Genomic DNA, 16,213 nt, shown 5'->3' with positions numbered 1-16,213 from the left:
GATGCGCCCTTTTTTTTACGCGGCGATCCGTTCGGCCGGCTGGTCGGCCTGGTAGTGCGCGATGGCGGCGCGGGCGAGGGCGTCGATGGAGTCAGTGAGGGTCACGCCGAGGCTGGGGCGCAGGGCGTGCGGCACGGCCAGGGGCAGTTCCGTGCAGCCGAGCACGACGGCGTCGGCGCCGCGGGCCTTCAGGCGCGCGATGCATTCGGCGGCGGGCGCAAAGGCGTCTTCGAGCTGGTTGCCCTTGACCGCGCGGATCGAGCCCATGCAGAAGCGTTCGACTTCGTCGTCGTCAGGCACGATGCACTCGTAGCCTTGGGCTTCGAGGTGACGCTGGTAGAGGCCGAGCTTGAGCGTGGCGGCGGTGCCCATCAGGCCGATGCGGCCGCTGGGCAGGCCAAGGCGGCGCAGGTCTTCGATGACCGCTTCGATGATGTGCAGCACGGGCAGACGCGTGGACGCGGCGATGTCGTCGAACCACAGGTGGGCGGTGTTGCACGGGATGGCGATGAGCTGGGCGCCGGCCTGTTCCAGGAAGCGCACGCCATCGACCATGTGGGGCAGGGGATTCTCGCCGCCGGCCATGTAGGCGCTGGAGCGGTCGGGAATACGGGGATCGTTGCGCAGCAGGGTGGGGATGTGTTGCTGGTCAACCGTGGCGGGCGTCAGCGCCGCCAGGCGAAGGGCAAAGGCCGCGCCGGCCATGGGGCCCATTCCGCCCAATACACCCAGGTAGCAGCCCTGGGAAAACGTCTTCACTTTAAGTACTCCGTGCTCATGCATCACCGGGCGTCAGGACCTGGCCCGGGCGTTCGGTGCCCGTCCGTTCCCCGTCCCAGACCTGCCTGCCGTTGACCCACACGGCGTGGATGCCCCGGCTTGCCTGAATGGGCGCTGAAAAAGTGGCCACGTCGGTGACGGTGGCGGGATCGAACAGCACCAGGTCAGCATGATACCCCTCCCGGAGCAGGCCGCGCCCGGCGACGCCATACTGGGCGGCGGCCAACCCGGTCATCTTGTGGATGGCGGCTTCGAGCGACAGCAGGTTCTGTTCACGCACCATGGTGCGCAACACGTTGGTGAACGTGCCCCATTGGCGGGGGTGCGGATGCGGGTCGAAGGGCAGGCCGTCCGAGCCGACCATGGTCAGCGGATGGGCAAAGATGCGTTTGACGTCCGACGGGTCCATCAGGAAATAGATGGCGCCGGCTGGGGCCAGCCGGGCGACCGCGGCTTCGTCGTCCAGGCCCAGTTCGGCCATGACGTCACTGAAGTCACGGCCCGTGGCCTCGGGGTAGCCCGTGGACCACGTGATCATCGTGCGGCTGGCCAGCCGCGCGCGGTCCAGCCGCAGCATGGTCGAGGTGGCCGGATAGGGATGGCAGTCCAGGCAGACCGGCTGCGCGGCCGCGGCGCGGCTGATGAGGTCCAGCGTTTCGCGGGTGCGGCCGTGATTGCGTTCGCCCGCCAGCTTGTGATGCGAGAACACCACGCGGGAATCGGTTTCGCGTCCGATGAGCAGGGCCTCTTCCATGGCGGGCACAATGTGGTCGGCCTCGTCGCGCAGGTGCGTGGCATAGATGCCGGCGCGGCCGCGCAGCGGCTGGCACACGTCGATGATCTCGTCCGTGGGCGCGGCGCTGGCTGGCGGATAGAAGGTGCCGGTCGACACGCCGAACGCGCCGGCATCCAGCGCTTCCTGCATCAGGTCGCGCATGGCGGCCCGTTCCGCGTCGTTGGCCGCGCGCGAGGTGTCGTCCATGACGGCGACGCGCAAGGTGGTGTGGCCCACCAGCGGAATCACGTTGACCGCGGCCGGCGTGTCGCGCAGGGCGTCCATCCAGGCGCGGAAGGTGCCAAAGCGGAACAGCGCCGGCGGACCCAGCAGGTCGAGCGGCTGCGGAATCTGCGTGCGCGCCAGGGGCGCCAGGCTGATTCCGCAGTTGCCGGTGACGACCGTGGTGATGCCTTGCGACACCTTGGGCAGCATGTCGGGATGCGCCAGCAGGTAGCCGTCGTCGTGGGTGTGCGAGTCGATGAAGCCCGGCGCCAGGACCTGGCCCCGGCCATCGATGACCGGCACGCCGGCGGGATGGGCAAAGCTGCCCACCGCCGCGATGCGTCCGCCGCGCACGGCCAGGTCGCCCTGGGTGGCGGGCCCGCCCGAGCCGTCGATGAGCGTGGCGCCCGCGACGATGAAGTCAGCCTGCAAGGTGTCTGCCGTCATGAAGCGTGCTCAGTCGAGTTTTTCGATGCCGGCGTTGTCGATGATCTGCTGCCACTTGGCGGTTTCGCGATCGATCAGCTGCTTGAAGTCGGCGGGGGAGCCGGTCGCCGGCTCGGCGCCCAGCGTTGCCAGGCCCTGGCGCACTTCCGGCGCCTGCAGCGCCTTCTGGATGGCGGCGTTCAGCGTGGCCACCACGTCGTCGGGCGTGCCCTTGGGCGCCACCACGCCGCCCCAGGCAACTGTCTCGTAACCCTTCAGGCCGGACTCGTCCAGCGTGGGCACGTCGGGCATCAGCGCCAGGCGCTTCAGGCTGCTGACGCCGATGGCGCGGACCTTGCCGCTCTTGACCAGCGGCGCGGCCTCGGAGGTGTTGACGAACAGGTAGTCCAGGCGGCCGCCCAGCAGATCCTGGATGGCAGCGGGGCCGCCGTTGTAGGGGATGAACATCACGTCCAGCTTGGCCATGCTCTTGAAGAGTTCGCCGCCCATGTGGCCGGTGGTGCCGACGCCCGACGCGCCATACGACAAGCGTCCCGGCTCCTTGCGGGCTCGGTCGATCAGGTCCTGCACGCTGGTGACGGGCGAGTCGGCCGGGACGATCAGAGCGTTGTACAGGTCGAACATGTGCGCGACGGGCGTCAGGTCCTTGTCCACGTCGTACGGCAGGCGCTTGAACAGCGAGCGGTTCACCGCCAGCGTGTTGATGTTGCCGTAGCCGACCGTGTAGCCATCCGGCGCTGCGCGCTTGATGAGCGCGATGCCGATGTTGCCGGCGGCGCCCGGGCGGTTTTCGATGACCATCGTGGCGCCGGTGTCGCGGGCAATCTGCGTGGTGATCAGGCGCGACAGCACGTCAGGCGAGCCGCCGGCGGCAGACGGGACCACGAAAGTGATGGGCTTGTCGGGATAGCTGGCGGCCGAGGCGGCGCCGGCGAAGACGACGCTGAGCGCCGCCATGGAAAGACTGCGAAGGAGCGTGCTGCGCATGGTGGATTTCCCCTGGTTTTGTTTTGTGGAGCGGGCAGATTACACCCGGCCATGCGGCACTGCGTCATCGAAAAATGTCTCAAACCTATAATCCCTCGTTATTGGAAAAGGGGAAGAAATGGAAGCCGATGCGTATGCCGACGAGGCCGGGCCGAGCGCCGGGCGGCCGCTGAACCTGCGCCAGATCGAGGTGTTCCGCGCCATCATGATGGCCGGCTCGATCAGCGGAGCGGGGCGCATGCTGCACGTGTCGCAACCGGCTGTGAGCCGGGTGCTTGCCCTCACGGAAAGCCGTCTGGGCTATCGGCTGTTCGAGCGCGTCAAGAGCCGGCTGTCCCCCACGGCGGAGGCGCGGCGTCTGTATGCCGAGGTCGAGCAGGTGTACGGCGGCATCCAGCGCGTGAACGACCTGGCCGCCAGCCTGGGGCAGTCCGGCGCGGGCATGCTGAAGATCGTGGCAAGCGCCAGTTTCGGTCAGCGGCTGATCCCCATGGCGCTGGAGCGGTTTCGCGGTCGCAATGCGGGCGCGCGCGTCGATTACCGCAGCGTGACGTTCGACGAACTGGCGGCGTACTTTCTGTCGGGACAGGCGGACATCGGCATTTCCATGCAGCCGCCGGATCATCCGAACCTGACGTCGGTCCGGCTGGCGCGAGTGCCGGTAGTGTGCGTGCTGCCGCCCGGGCATCCGCTTGCCAGCCACGACGCGGTGCGTCCGGAAGACTTTTCATCGGCGGCGTGGATCGGCTATCCGCGCGATACGCCGCTGGGGCGCGCGCTGCAGCCGTTCTTTGGCGAAGGACCGCACTGCGCGGCGTCGATCGAGGTGCATTCGCCCGTGACCGCCTGTTCTTTCGTGCAGCAGGGCTTGGGCCCGGCGCTGGTGGATGCCTGGTGCGTCACGCCGGACCAGGCTGCGCACATGGCGCTGCGCCCGATCACGCCCGAGGCTAGCGTTGAGATCTGGGCGACGCATTCCAACCTGAGTGCGCCGCCCCTGCTGGCGCGGCGCTTTCTGGCCGCCGTCAAGAAGATCCTTGAGAGCGAGGCGCTGCCCGGGGTGACGCCGGAATAGGACGCCCGGGCGTCAGCGGGGCAGCGCAGACCCTTACAGCCCTTCGGCCTGCAGCGCGGCCTTGACGCCGGCGTTGGCCTGCATGCGCTCGAAGAACGCGGACAGGTTGGAAAGGCCGGTCAGGTCCACTTCCTTGGCGTGCGCCCAGCGCAGCACGACGTACAGGTAGGCATCGGCAACCGAAGGCGCGGCGCCCGCCAGGTACTGCTTGCCGGCCAGTTGCGTGTCCAGTTGCGCGAACAGCTTGGTCAGCAGCGCCGAGGCCGATGCGGCCAGTTCCTTCTGCGCGCCTTCGTCCTTCAAATAACGCTGCGCGCCGAACAGCAGCGAGAACGTCTTGTGGACGTCGGAATTGATGAAGCCGACCCAGCGGCGCACTTCGGCGCGCGAACGTGCGGAGCCGTCGCCCAGCAGCGTGCTTTCGGGCGCCTGTTCGGCCAGATACTCCAGAATGGATACGTTCTGCGTCAGGGTCCAGTCGCCATCGGTCAGCGCCGGCACGGCGCCCATCGGATTGATCCGCAGAAACTCAGGCTCCTTGAGCGCCTCGCGGCTGAGCTTGTGCGTTTCATACGGCTCGCCGATCCATTCGAGCACGATATGGGAAGCGAGCGAGCACGCGCCGGGCATGTAGTACAGTTTCATCTGTCGGAGACTCCTGGAAGGAAGAACGGGAGAGCTCCCGTCCGTGGGCGCTATGGTACGCCAACCGGGTATGCCATTCGCGAGTGGTCCCGCGTCACTCTGTCATGCCTTCCGCGCCCGCTTTTCAATCTGTCGCCGCCGGAGATGTCCATGCAGTCACGCACCGCCGCGAGCACGCGCGCGATCCCCTTTCTCTTGTCCTTGACCCTGGCCTGCGCCGCTGCGCCCGCCATCGCGCAAGCCTCGCAGGAGCCGCCCTCGGCGCCTGCGCGCGTGATGCCGGTTGTCGGCGGCCTGGATCATCCCTGGTCCATGGCGTTCCTGCCCGACGGCGGCATCCTGATCACCGAGCGTCCCGGGAATCTGCGGCTGTTGCGTACGCCCGGCGGGTTGTCCAAGCCGCTGACCGGCGTGCCCAAGGTGGCCGCGCGCGGCCAGGGCGGTCTGCTCGACGTGGCGCTGTCGCCAAACTTTGCGACCGACCGCTACGTGTATCTGTCGTATGCGGAGTCGGACGGCGACAAGAGCGGCACGGCCGTCGGACGCGGCCGGCTGGCCGACGATGCCAGCGGACTTGAAGACTTCAAGGTCATCTTCCGCCAGGAACCCAAGCTGTCGTCCGGACTGCATTTCGGCTCGCGCCTGGTGTTTGACGGCAAGGGTTACCTCTACATTGCGCTGGGCGAGAACAACCAGCGGCCAACCGCACAGGACCTGGACAAGCTGCAGGGCAAGGTCGTGCGGCTCAAGGCCGACGGCGCGTTGCCTGACGACAACCCCTTCGTGGGCAAGCAGGGCGCGCGGCCCGAGATCTGGTCGTACGGCCATCGCAATCCGCAAGGCATGGCGCTCAATCCCTGGACCGGCGAGCTCTGGGAAAACGAACACGGGCCGCGCGGCGGCGACGAGATCAACGTGGTGCAGCCGGGCAAGAACTATGGCTGGCCGCTGGCGACCTACGGCATCAACTATTCGGGTCTGAAGATTCCGGAAGCCAAGGGCGAGACGCTGCCGGGCATGGAGCCGCCGGTCTACTGGTGGCCGAAATCGCCCGCCATCAGCGGCATGGCGTTCTATGACGCCGACCGCTTTCCGGCCTGGCGCAATTCGCTCTTCATCGGCGCGCTGGGCAACCAGAACCTGATCCGCCTGACCGTCGACGGCAAAAACGTGGTCGAGAAGGAAAGGCTGCTGGTCGACCGCAAGCGCCGGATCCGCGACGTGCGGCAGGGGCCGGACGGTTATGTGTATGTGCTGACGGACGCTTCCCCGGGCGAACTGCTGCGGGTGGCGCCGGCCGAAACAGGAGGGTGACCGTCATGAAGACCTATGAGCTCATCGGATCCGCGGGGTGCGGCTCCGCCATCGTCGAGATGGCGCTGGTGCTGGCCAATGTGCCGCACGTCCTGACGGACGTGCCGTACCTGAAGCCCGGTCCCGAGCGGGACCGGCTGCTGCATCTGAATCCGCTGGGGCAGGTGCCCACGCTGATCCTGCCCGACGGCGAGGTCATGACCGAGAGCGCGGCGATGATCCTGCATCTGAACGACCTGGCGCCGCAGGCCGGTCTTGCCCCCGCGCCGGACAAGCCGGAACGGGCGCGCTTTCTGAACCTGCTGGTGCGGGTCGTGGCGGCGGTTTACCCGACCTTCACGTACGGCGACGATCCCGCGCAGTGGACGACGCCGGGCGATGCGGTGGACCTGCTGCGCGAACGGGTCCACACGCGCCGCGCCGAGCTGTGGCAGGAGCTGGAACGCCAGGCCGGCGCGCCGCACATGCTGGGGCGGCGTTTTTCAGCGCTGGACCTGTATGTGACGGTCATGACGCATTGGCGTCCCGGCCCGTCGTGGTTCAGCGCGATGTGTCCGGCATTGACCGCGGTCGCCCGCGAAGCAGCGTTGGAACCGAACGTGGCCCGGGTGTTGCGGCGGCACTTTCCGCCGCCCACCGAATAACGCGGGCAGCTTCAGGTGGCGGCACGCCGGCGCGATTTGCCGCGCGCTTCGCGCACGGCGATGTACACGCCGCTGCCGGCAATGAAAACGGCGCCCAGGTACGCATAGGCGTCGGGCGCCTCGCGCCAGAAGATCCATCCCAGGATCGTGGCCCAGACCAGACCCGTGTAGTCGAAAGGCGCCACGACAGACGCGGGCCCGATGCGGAATCCCTGCGTGATGAGCGCCAGGCCCAACGTGCTGAACAGCGCCACGCCGCCAAAATAGGGCAGGTCGTCCATGGCCGGCGCGCGCCACACCCACGGCAATCCGATCGCGCTGCACACCAATTGTCCCAACACGATGTAGAAAGTGGTGGTCAGCATGCCTTCTGCGCGGTTGATGCCGCGCGCGGTGATCATCATGACCGCGTAGAGCAGGGCGGTGGTCAGCGGCAGCAGGGTGGCGGCCTGGAAGGCCTGCGTGCCAGGGCGAACCACGATCAGCACGCCGGCAAAGCCCGCCAGCACTGCCAGCCAGCGCTTGCCGTCCACGCGTTCCTTCAGGATCAGCACCGACAGCGCCGTGACGAACAGCGGCGCGGCGAACGCAATGGCGGTGGCCTCGGCCAGCGGCAGCGCCTGCAATCCCAGATAGAAGCAACAGGCCGAGACCACGTTGATGGCGCCGCGCGTCAGGTGCAGGCCGGGATGCGTCGTACGCAGCACGCGGCGTCCGCCCAGCCACAGGGCCAGCGCGGTCACGAAGGGCAGCGCGATCAGCGCGCGCAGAAAGAGGATCTGCAGCGGGTTGTAGCTGGCGCCCAGCCATTTGGCATTGGCGTCGCTGAGCGTCAGAAAGAAGATGCCGCCCGCCACGCAGGCGATGCCTGCGGCGGCGGAATGTTCACGGACGGAGGGTAATGCGGTGCTTGGGGACATCTGAAACCTGCAAGGGCGGCGGTTCCTGCCGCCTGAGGGTGAAGAACGGATAGGTGAAGATCGGGAAGGCCTTTCAGCTCTGCGCGCGGTAGGCGGCAATGGCGACCATCGCCCAGGCGGCCAGGAAGGCCGTTCCGCCGAACGGCGTCACCGCGCCGAGCCAGCGGGTGCCGGTCAGCGTCAGCAGGTACAGGCTGCCCGAAAACAGCACGATGCCGACGAACATGACAACGCCGGCGGCCGAAAGCAGCGGCGACCCGAAGCGGGCGCCCAGCAACGCGATGATGAAGATGCCCAGGGCGTGGACCAGGTGGTACATGACGCCGGTCTGCCAGACGGCCAGGAGTTCTGGCGTCAGGATGCGCTTGAGGCCATGCGCGCCGAATGCCCCGGCGCCCACCGCCACCATGAGGTTGATCGCCGCGAGTATGGTGAGCTGCCGGTCCGTCATTGCGTGTCCTTGAGAGAAATTCGAGGGGCGAATTTGCCGCCGCCTATGATAGGCCCAAATATGGTGCATGACGGGGCCGCGGACGATGGCAAAGCGCGGCCCGCAGCCGGCTCGGCAACGGCCGCCTTGCAAGCCGATTTCCAAATGGGATATTATAAATTCAATTTGGTAATTCAGCCGCCGTGCAAGTCTGGCCGGTTTCTCCGGCTTTCGCTTCGTCCACGCGGCGCCCGGAGCAGATCATGACCATCGCGCTGACTGACAAATCGCCCGCCAAGCGCGGCGCCTCCACCAAGCGCCCGCCGCGCCCCAGGCAGCTTTTTCGCGGCCTGATCGACAGTCCGCTGACCGATATTGCGCGGGATGTGCACCGTGGACTGCCCGCGCGGATGGTCGACGATGCCGCCGATTACCTGCAGGTGCCCAAGTCGGAAATCATGGCGATCACGGAGGTCAAGGCGGCGTCGCTGTCGCGCTGGACGCGCGAAGGGCAGGCGCTGCCGCTCGGTGAATCCGACCGGCTTGCCCGCGTCGCCCGCGTGGTGCGCGTCGCCCGTCAGGTGCTGGGCAGCGACGCGGAAGCGGTGCTGTGGCTGAACACGCCCGTGCCGGCGCTGGGCAACGTCAAGCCGCTGTCGCTGCTGACGTCGGATGCCAGCAGCCGCATCGTCGAAGACACGCTGGCCCGCGCCGCCGCGGGCGTCTACGCATGACCGATTACGTTTCGCTCTGGCGCATTGGCACCACGGCGGGCAAGTACCGGGCGGACGACCTCTCCGGCGCCGGCGCGGCCGCGGTGGGCGGACGCTACAACAGCCCGGGCACGCCGGTGGTGTATGCCTCGGCCAGTGTCGCGCTGGCCGTGCTGGAAACGGTGGTGCATTTTGCCGCGCGCGCGTCCGAGCACGCCAACCGCTACCTGATTGAACTGGCCGTGCCCACTAGCATCTTCGAAGCGCGCCAGTCGCTGTCGCTGGCGCAACTGCAGGACGATTATCCGTTCTGGGACGCGGTGCCCTTTGCCGAAGCGTCGCAGGCCGTGGGCGACAACTGGGTGGCGTCGGGGGTGTCGGCGCTGCTGGAACTGCCCAGCGCGATCGTGCCATATCGCGGCGTGCCGGACTGCAATTTCCTGATCAATCCGGCGCATCCGGACGCCGAGGATATCGTGGTGGTGCGGCGCGAACGCTTCGTCTACGATCCGCGGTTGCGGCCGGCGTAGGCGTCCAAAGGCAGGCGTGAAAAATCAGGCGTCAAAAAGAACGCGCCCATTGCCGGGCGCGTTCAGTCGCAATCGCCGCAAAAGCCTCAATCAACCGTCAACACCGCCCGGCCCACGACCTTGCCTTCGCGCAGCGAGGCCAGCACGCTGTCCGCCTCGGCCAATGCGTGGCGGTGGACCGGCATCGGCGGCACCTTGCCCGCCCGCACCAGTTCCATCAGTTCCTTCAGTTCGGCCAGGTTGCCCACGTAGCTGCCGATGATGGACAGGGCCTTCATCGGAATCAAGGCGATGGGCCAGGTGGAGCCGCCGCCGAACAGGCCAACGATGATGAGCTTGCCGCCCTTGGTCAGGAAGTCGAACGCCAGCGAGGTGGTGGCCGGTGCGCCGACCAGATCGATCGCGGCCCGCACCGGCTTGCCCCCCGCCGCCTGCATGATCTGCTGCGCGGCGTCCGGGGCGGCGCCGTCGATGGCCGCCAGCGCGCCCGCATCCAGCGCCGCCTGGCGCTTGGCGGGGTCGATGTCGACCACGATGGCGCCCGCGCCACCCAGCGCCTTGATCAGCGTCAGACTCATCAGGCCCAGGCCTCCCGCGCCGAAGATCACGACGGGATGCTCGCGGTAGATGTCTGCGCCGATCTTCTGCAAGGCGGAGTACGTGGTGAGCCCTGAGCACGCGTAAGGCGCGATCTGCGCGGGGTCCAGGTCGCCGATGTCGATGAGGTAGCGCGGATGCGGCACGACGATGTGGTCCGCGTAGCCGCCAGCGCGGTGGACGCCCAGGCAGGCCGGCACGGTGCAGTGGTTTTCCATTCCGGCCATGCACGACGGGCACTTGCCGCAGCCGATCCACGGATAGACGAGGTAATTGCGGTCGGTGGCCAGGCCCTGCGCGTCGGGGCCGGCCGCCACGACGGCGCCCACCGTTTCATGGCCCATGGTCAGCGGCAGCGACACGCCCCGGTCCTTGAGCGACAGGGTCCGGCCCTGGCCCAGGTCGTAGCCGCCTTCCCACAAGTGAATATCGCTGTGGCACACGCCGGCCGCGCGAACCTTGAGCAGGACCTGCGACCCTTGCGGCGTGGGGGTGGGCTGGTCCATTTCCTGCAGCGGTTCGCGGAAATTGACGACGCAATAGCACTTCATGGTTGTCTCCTTTATGTAATCTCCTGCACCCTGCGGCCGGACCGGAATCCGGCGCGTCCGGCGTGACCTATTTCTTGACCAGGGGGCATTCGCTGTCGGCGAGCGACACGAAGACCTTTTCGCCGGGCACCGTGGACAGGATGCGGTAGTAATCGTTCGGATGCTTGGACTCGGCGGGCTTTTTCACCTCGACCAGGTACAGGTCCATGATGACGCGGCCATCTTCGGGGCGCACCCGGGCATTCTTGATCAGTTTGGTGGTGATGGGCAATTCGCGCATCTTCTGGTTGACCACCGCGGCGTCGAAGGTGCCGGCGGCCTGCGCGGCCTGCAGGTAATGCGTGGTGGCCACATAGCTCAGGGCCTGGACGATGGAGGGGGCGCGCGTGACGCCCATCTTCTTTTGCCAGCGCTGGGTCCAGGCGCGGGTGTCCTCGTCGGCATCCCAATAGAAGCCGGTGGGGAAGGTCAGCCCCTGCGCAACGGGCAGCCCCATTGCATGGACGTCGTTGATGAAGGTCAGGAACGTCAGCATCCGCTGCTTGCCGCCCGCCAGGCCGAACTCCTGCGCCTGCTTGATGAGGTTGACCAGGTCGCCCCCGGCGCTGGCCAGGCCCACGACGTCGGACTTGGATGACTGCGCCTGGATGAGGAACGACGCAAAGTCCATCGCGCCCAGCGGATGGCGCGTGCTGCCCACGACCTTGCCGCCCGCGGCCTCGACGAAGCGTGACGCGTTGCTTTCCAGCGATTTGCCGAAGACGTAATCGGTGGTGATGAAGTACCAGCTCTTGCCGCCGCTCTCGACGACGCTCTTGACCACGGCGTTGGCCAGCGCGTAGGTATCCGGCGCCCATTGCGTGCTGAGGTTGCTGCATTGCTTGCCGCTGAAGTCCCCGGCAAAACCGCCGCTGATCAGCGCGGTGCCGCCTTTTTCGCGCGCCACGCCCTGGGCGGCCAGGCCGGCCGAGCTGGCGCCGCCGTCCACCACCGCGACCAGATTCTGCGTGTCGAACCAGCGGCGCACCAGCGCGGACGCCACGTCGGCCTTGTTCTGGTTGTCCGCGCCGACCACCTCGACGGTCTTGCCGGCCACCTTGCCGCCGAAATCCTCCACGGCCATGCGCACGGCGGTCTCGGACCCGAGGCCGCCAAGTTCGGAATAAATGCCGGAACGGTCGTTGGACACGCCCAGCCGCACGACGTCGGACTGGGCTTGGGCCGCGCAGGCGGCCAAGGTGGCGGCCAGAGCCGCCAACACGGGTTTGATACGCATCTTTCTGTCTCCCAGCCCTGAAGCGGACCGTTTTATTGAACGTTATGGATGACGCGGCAACTCGGGTAGGCGGGCGCCGGTGCTCCAGCCGGCTGAAATGTATTTCACATTGGTGAATGCAAATTCCTGTGCAAGAATTTAGGTACCTGCACATGAAAAGTCAACACGGTGGAACACCCTAGTCCGGGTGCCAAATACGCATTGCCACGAAGGAGGGCCGACGCCGTGGAAGTCAAGCTTGTCGCTCGCACGCTGGAGTTGCTGGAGCTGTTTGCGCAGACGAAGCGGCCCATGCCGCTGACCGAGCTGGCCCAGGGGCTGGGCGCGCCGATGTCGAGCTGTCTGGCACTGGTGCGCACCTTGGTGGCTCGGGGGTATCTGTACGAGGTCAGGCGCCGCGCCGGGTATTACCCCACCGGCAAGCTGCACGGGCTGGCGGCGCAGATTCTCGCGGGCGACCCGTGGCTGGATCTGGTGCGGCCGCGGTTATTGGCGCTACGCGATGCCGTCAACGAGACCGTGATGCTGGGCAAGATCCAGGATGGCGCCGTCGTGTTTCTGGACGTGGCCGAGTCGACCCGGCCCGTCCACTATGCGGCGCGCGCCGGCGAACGACGTCCGCTGCACACGAGTTCGGTTGCCAAAGCCATCCTGGCGCGCCTGCCGGCCGCTGACCGCGATCAGGTCCTGGCGGCGGCGCAATACACGCGCTACACGGATAGCACGCTGACAACCCGCGAAGCCCTGCTGGCCGACGTGGGCAAGGTTGCCGAGCGGGGCTGGGCCTCGAACGTGGGGGAAAGCGTCGCGGACCTCATGGGGCTGGCCGTCGCACTGGATCTGGGCGGCGAATGGTACGCGCTATGCGTGGCAGGTCCCACGCCGCGCGTGTGGGCGCAGCGCGAGGAAAATCTGATTCATTTGCGCGACGCGGCCGAGGCGATCCGGCGTGATCGCGAGGGATAAGGGGATATTTCCATCGGTCTACGCCGCCGGAAGCGATGCGGTCGATGCGCCGCGCGTCATCGACCGCCCGCGTCAAGGCCCCCGCCGCACCAGCGTGGACTTTCCGAACAGGCTTTCAATCAAATCCACCGCCAGCTCCGCCGTGCGGTTGCGCACGTCGAGCGCCGGATTCAGCTCCACCACATCCAGCGAGCGCATGAGTCCGGTGTCGGCAATCATCTCCATGCAGAGCTGCGCCTCGCGATAGGTTGGGCCGCCCATCACCGTGGTGCCCACGCCTGGCGCGATCTCGGGATCCAGAAAGTCCACGTCGAAACTCACGTGCAGATGCGTGTCGGCGTCCAGCCCGGCCAAGGCGGCCTGCATCGTGGCGCGCATGCCCATCTCATCCAGATACCGCATGTCGAAGACCTCGAGGCCGGCGTCGTGCAGCAGGCGTTTTTCGCCGGGATCGACGCTGCGGATGCCGATCTGCCGCACGCAGGACGGCTCGATGTCCGGAAACTCGCCCGACATGCCGGTCAGCGGCGCGGGGCCATTGCCGCACAGGCAGGCCACCGGCATGCCGTGCAGGTTGCCGGTGGGCGTGAGCAGATGGGTGTTGAAGTCGGCGTGCGCGTCCAGCCATAGCACGCGCAGTTTCTTGCCGGTGGCGCGGCAGTGGCGTGCGACGGCGCTGACCGAGCCGATGCCCAGACTGTGGTCGCCGCCCAGCAGGACGGGCAGGCGGCCTTCGGCCAGTTCTTCGTACACGGCATCGTGCACCGCCTGATTCCACGCGGTCACTTCCTCAAGGTGGCGGTAGCCGTCCACGGGCGGCAGCCAGGGATTGGCGGGGCCGTACAGGTTGCCGCGGTCGCGGACCTGAAAGCCCTGCGCTTCGATGACCGGCCCCAGGTCCGCGACGCGCAGCGCTTCAGGGCCCATTGACGCGCCGCGCGCGCCGGCGCCGATGTCGGTCGGTGCGCCGATCAGGGTGACTTGGGTGGGCAGGGTGGGGGGTTTCGTCAATGCGTTCGTCAATTCGCATGCTCCGTATTGCAGTGTTCACGTTGCGGCGCGTGGGGTCACGCGGCGGATAGCGCCGCTGCCAGTTGGTCGCACGCCCAGTCCACCTCGTCCCGCGTGACGATCAGGGGAGGCGACAGGCGCAGGGTATGACCGTGGGTGTCCTTGACCAGCAAGCCTCGCGCCTGGAGGCGTTCGCACCAGAGGCGGGCGCCGCCGGCGTCCGGCTCCAGTTCCACGGCCAGCATGAGGCCGCGCCCGCGGACCTCGCGCACCGGGCCGGGCAGGCTGCGCAGGCGCTCCAGGAAATGCGCTCCCACGGCGGCCGCATTTTCGATCATGCCTTCCTCGGTCAACACCCGCAGCGCGGCGCGCGCGATGGCGCACGCCAGCGGATTGCCGCCAAAGGTGCTGCCGTGTTGACCGGGCTGGAACACGCCCAGCACGTCGGCGTTGGACAGCACGGCGGACACGGGATAGAAACCGCCGGACAGCGCCTTGCCGATAAGCGTGACGTCGGCTTCGATGCCTTCGTGCTCCTCGGCCAGCAGCTTGCCCGTGCGTCCCAGGCCGGTCTGGATCTCGTCCAGGATCAGCGTGATGCCGCGTTCCGTGCACCGTTGGCGCACGCGGCTGAAGTACCCGGGCGGCGGCATCACCACGCCGGCTTCGCCCTGGATCGGTTCGACCAGGAACGCGACCGTGCGGTCGCTGATGGCGGCGTCGAAGGCCTCGAAGTCGCCAAAAGGCACGACCTTGAAGCCGGGTGCGAACGGGCCGTAATGGCCATAGGCGTCGGGGTCGGTCGAAAACCCCACGATGCCCAGCGTACGGCCATGGAAATTGTTGGCGCAGACGATGATCTCGGCCTTGCCCTCGGGCACGCCGCGCACCTCGTAGCCCCACTTACGCACGGCCTTGATGGCCGTTTCGACGGCTTCGGCGCCGCTGTTCATGGGCAGGATCTTGTGAGCGCCCGTCATGCGCGCCAGGTCTTCATAGAAGCCCGCCATCTGGTCATGGCGAAACGCACGCGAGGTCAGGGTAAGCTTTTGCGCCTGCTCGGTCATGGCCGCCAGGATGCGCGGGTGGCAATGGCCCTGGTTGACCGCGGAATAGGCGGCCAGGCAGTCCAGGTACTTGCGACCGTCCACGTCGTAGACCCAGACGCCGCTGCCGCGCGCCAGCACGACGTCCAGCGGGTGGTAGTTGTGCGCGCCCAACTGGTCTTCGATGTGGTCGCGGCGGCTGGCGGCGGACTGCGGGTTGGGTTGGGGGGGCATCACGGCACTCATGAACGTCTCCCAAAGGCATACTGCGGCCATCTTAGCGCCGTGGGCGCGGCTTGGCATTGCCATTGCATGACAAAGGCCTTTCCGTGACCGGCGCGCCGGGTGCTGCACAATAGCGCCTGTGCCGGACCGTCGTCCGGCGTTCCGATTCTGTGGATGGCTGACATGCTTGTGCACCAATTGCTTGAGAGACTGATGCGCGGCGCCGCGGTGGCGGCGCTGGGATTGGCGGTGATTGCCCCGGCGGCGGCGCAGGAACAGCCCCTGCGCATCGGCGTGATTGCCAGCGTGGCCAACGAGGCCACCGAACTGGCCATCGCGCAGGCCAAGCAGCAAGGGTTGGACGTCAAGCTGGTGGAATTCAATGACTGGGTGCTGCCCAACATTGCGGTGGCCGACGGGTCGGTGGACGCCAATTTCTTCCAGCACGCGCCGTTTCTTGAACTCTTCAACCAGCGCCGCGGCGCCAACCTGCAGCCCATCGCATACGGCTATTCGACCACCATCGGCCTGTTTTCCAAAAAGCTGAAGAAGGGGGATCCGGTGCCCGAGGGCGCGACCATCGCGGTGCCGAACGACCCGGTCAATACCGGCCGCGCCTTGCTGCTGCTGCAGTCGATGGGACTCATCACGCTCAAGCCGGGCGTCGCACACCAGGCCAGCCTGCAGGACGTGGTGGCCAATCCCAAGAAGCTCAAGTTCGTCCAGATCGAAGGGTCGCAGTCGGCCCGCACGTTCGACGACGTGACGGCGTCGGTCACCTATACGACGTTCGCAAAACAGGCGGGCCTGAACGAAAAGGACGGGCTGGCCTTCGACAATACCGATCCGGACAGCATCCGGCGCTACGCCATCCGCTGGGTGGCCAAGCCCGAAAAGGCGCAGGACCCGCGCCTGTTGAAGTTCATTGCCATTTATCAGAACTCGCCCGAAGTGAAGGCGACGCTCAAGCGGCTGTACGGCGACCTGATTTCGTTCCCCTGGTAAGGCGGTTTCAGGACGGCAATCGGAATAAAATCAGGGTTTGCCCCGACAAAC

General features: G+C 67.1%; 17 protein-coding genes. 7 read left to right on the top strand and 10 right to left on the bottom strand.

The window, feature by feature from the left end; translation table 11 throughout:
• Positions 1 to 15 precede the first annotated feature (15 nt).
• From cuyB to HV681_RS02900, 3 genes are read right to left on the bottom strand one after another with little or no spacing between them, the layout of a single operon-like run.
• Positions 16 to 759 carry a cysteate racemase gene (gene cuyB / locus HV681_RS02910; RefSeq protein ID WP_175121624.1) on the bottom strand — a complete coding sequence of 248 codons (744 nt, stop codon included), beginning with the start codon at positions 757 to 759 and terminating at the stop codon, positions 16 to 18.
• Positions 760 to 775: 16 nt separating this feature from the next.
• Positions 776 to 2,227 (bottom strand): N-acyl-D-amino-acid deacylase family protein, encoded by a 1,452-nt coding sequence (locus HV681_RS02905; protein ID WP_175121623.1) that lies wholly within the window; start codon positions 2,225 to 2,227, stop codon positions 776 to 778.
• A 9-nt stretch (positions 2,228 to 2,236) separates the two neighbouring features.
• The gene (locus tag HV681_RS02900; RefSeq protein WP_175121622.1) at positions 2,237 to 3,214 is read right to left on the bottom strand and encodes a Bug family tripartite tricarboxylate transporter substrate binding protein; all 978 of its coding nucleotides are present in this window, start codon (positions 3,212 to 3,214) and stop codon (positions 2,237 to 2,239) included.
• Between the two features lie 118 nt (positions 3,215 to 3,332).
• On the opposite strand from HV681_RS02900, the gene HV681_RS02895 reads away from it, so the two are divergent.
• Positions 3,333 to 4,289: a LysR family transcriptional regulator gene (locus HV681_RS02895; RefSeq protein ID WP_175121621.1), complete on the top strand. Its 957-nt coding sequence runs from the start codon at positions 3,333 to 3,335 to the stop codon at positions 4,287 to 4,289.
• Between the two features lie 33 nt (positions 4,290 to 4,322).
• On the opposite strand, the gene HV681_RS02890 is transcribed toward HV681_RS02895, so the two are convergent.
• On the bottom strand, positions 4,323 to 4,934 hold the full coding sequence (locus tag HV681_RS02890) for a glutathione binding-like protein (protein WP_175121620.1): 612 nt from the start codon (positions 4,932 to 4,934) through the stop codon (positions 4,323 to 4,325).
• A 150-nt stretch (positions 4,935 to 5,084) separates the two neighbouring features.
• Between HV681_RS02890 and HV681_RS02885 the strand changes: the two genes are divergently transcribed.
• Positions 5,085 to 6,248 carry a PQQ-dependent sugar dehydrogenase gene (locus HV681_RS02885; protein ID WP_175121619.1) on the top strand — a complete coding sequence of 388 codons (1,164 nt, stop codon included), beginning with the start codon at positions 5,085 to 5,087 and terminating at the stop codon, positions 6,246 to 6,248.
• Between the two features lie 5 nt (positions 6,249 to 6,253).
• On the top strand, positions 6,254 to 6,892 hold the full coding sequence (locus HV681_RS02880) for a glutathione S-transferase family protein (protein WP_175121618.1): 639 nt from the start codon (positions 6,254 to 6,256) through the stop codon (positions 6,890 to 6,892).
• Positions 6,893 to 6,903: 11 nt separating this feature from the next.
• Here the strand turns inward: HV681_RS02880 and HV681_RS02875 are convergent, their stop codons facing one another.
• On the bottom strand, positions 6,904 to 7,812 hold the full coding sequence (locus HV681_RS02875) for a DMT family transporter (protein WP_175121617.1): 909 nt from the start codon (positions 7,810 to 7,812) through the stop codon (positions 6,904 to 6,906).
• 73 nt (positions 7,813 to 7,885) lie between these two features.
• Positions 7,886 to 8,263, bottom strand: coding sequence for a DUF423 domain-containing protein (locus tag HV681_RS02870; protein ID WP_175121616.1), 378 nt, complete (start codon positions 8,261 to 8,263; stop codon positions 7,886 to 7,888).
• Positions 8,264 to 8,505: 242 nt separating this feature from the next.
• On the opposite strand from HV681_RS02870, the gene parS reads away from it, so the two are divergent.
• Together parS and HV681_RS02860 are read left to right on the top strand one after the other, a co-directional pair.
• On the top strand, positions 8,506 to 8,976 hold the full coding sequence (gene parS / locus HV681_RS02865; protein WP_175121615.1) for a type II RES/Xre toxin-antitoxin system antitoxin: 471 nt from the start codon (positions 8,506 to 8,508) through the stop codon (positions 8,974 to 8,976).
• Positions 8,973 to 9,485: an RES family NAD+ phosphorylase gene (locus HV681_RS02860; RefSeq protein ID WP_175121614.1), complete on the top strand. Its 513-nt coding sequence runs from the start codon at positions 8,973 to 8,975 to the stop codon at positions 9,483 to 9,485. The genes parS and HV681_RS02860 overlap by 4 nt, the downstream gene beginning before the upstream one ends.
• A gap of 86 nt (positions 9,486 to 9,571) precedes the next feature.
• On the opposite strand, the gene HV681_RS02855 is transcribed toward HV681_RS02860, so the two are convergent.
• Together HV681_RS02855 and HV681_RS02850 are read right to left on the bottom strand one after the other, a co-directional pair.
• On the bottom strand, positions 9,572 to 10,633 hold the full coding sequence (locus tag HV681_RS02855) for an alcohol dehydrogenase (protein ID WP_175121613.1): 1,062 nt from the start codon (positions 10,631 to 10,633) through the stop codon (positions 9,572 to 9,574).
• A gap of 67 nt (positions 10,634 to 10,700) precedes the next feature.
• On the bottom strand, positions 10,701 to 11,909 hold the full coding sequence (locus tag HV681_RS02850) for an ABC transporter substrate-binding protein (protein ID WP_175121612.1): 1,209 nt from the start codon (positions 11,907 to 11,909) through the stop codon (positions 10,701 to 10,703).
• 225 nt (positions 11,910 to 12,134) lie between these two features.
• On the opposite strand from HV681_RS02850, the gene HV681_RS02845 reads away from it, so the two are divergent.
• A complete protein-coding gene (locus HV681_RS02845; protein WP_175121611.1) occupies positions 12,135 to 12,875 on the top strand; it encodes an IclR family transcriptional regulator in 741 nt (246 codons plus the stop codon).
• Positions 12,876 to 12,947: 72 nt separating this feature from the next.
• Here the strand turns inward: HV681_RS02845 and rocF are convergent, their stop codons facing one another.
• On the bottom strand, positions 12,948 to 13,886 hold the full coding sequence (rocF, locus tag HV681_RS02840) for an arginase (RefSeq protein ID WP_254594871.1): 939 nt from the start codon (positions 13,884 to 13,886) through the stop codon (positions 12,948 to 12,950).
• Positions 13,887 to 13,942: 56 nt separating this feature from the next.
• The gene (rocD, locus tag HV681_RS02835; RefSeq protein ID WP_217467818.1) at positions 13,943 to 15,178 is read right to left on the bottom strand and encodes an ornithine--oxo-acid transaminase; all 1,236 of its coding nucleotides are present in this window, start codon (positions 15,176 to 15,178) and stop codon (positions 13,943 to 13,945) included.
• 192 nt (positions 15,179 to 15,370) lie between these two features.
• Here rocD and HV681_RS02830 point away from each other — a divergent pair, with 192 nt between their 5' ends.
• Positions 15,371 to 16,162: a MetQ/NlpA family ABC transporter substrate-binding protein gene (locus HV681_RS02830; RefSeq protein ID WP_239213423.1), complete on the top strand. Its 792-nt coding sequence runs from the start codon at positions 15,371 to 15,373 to the stop codon at positions 16,160 to 16,162.
• Positions 16,163 to 16,213: the final 51 nt, after the last annotated feature.

Source organism: Achromobacter animicus, from assembly GCF_902859585.1.
In the GTDB taxonomy this organism is placed as follows: Bacteria; Pseudomonadota; Gammaproteobacteria; order Burkholderiales; family Burkholderiaceae_B; genus Achromobacter; species Achromobacter animicus.
This window is presented reverse-complemented; position numbering and strand designations above follow the sequence as displayed.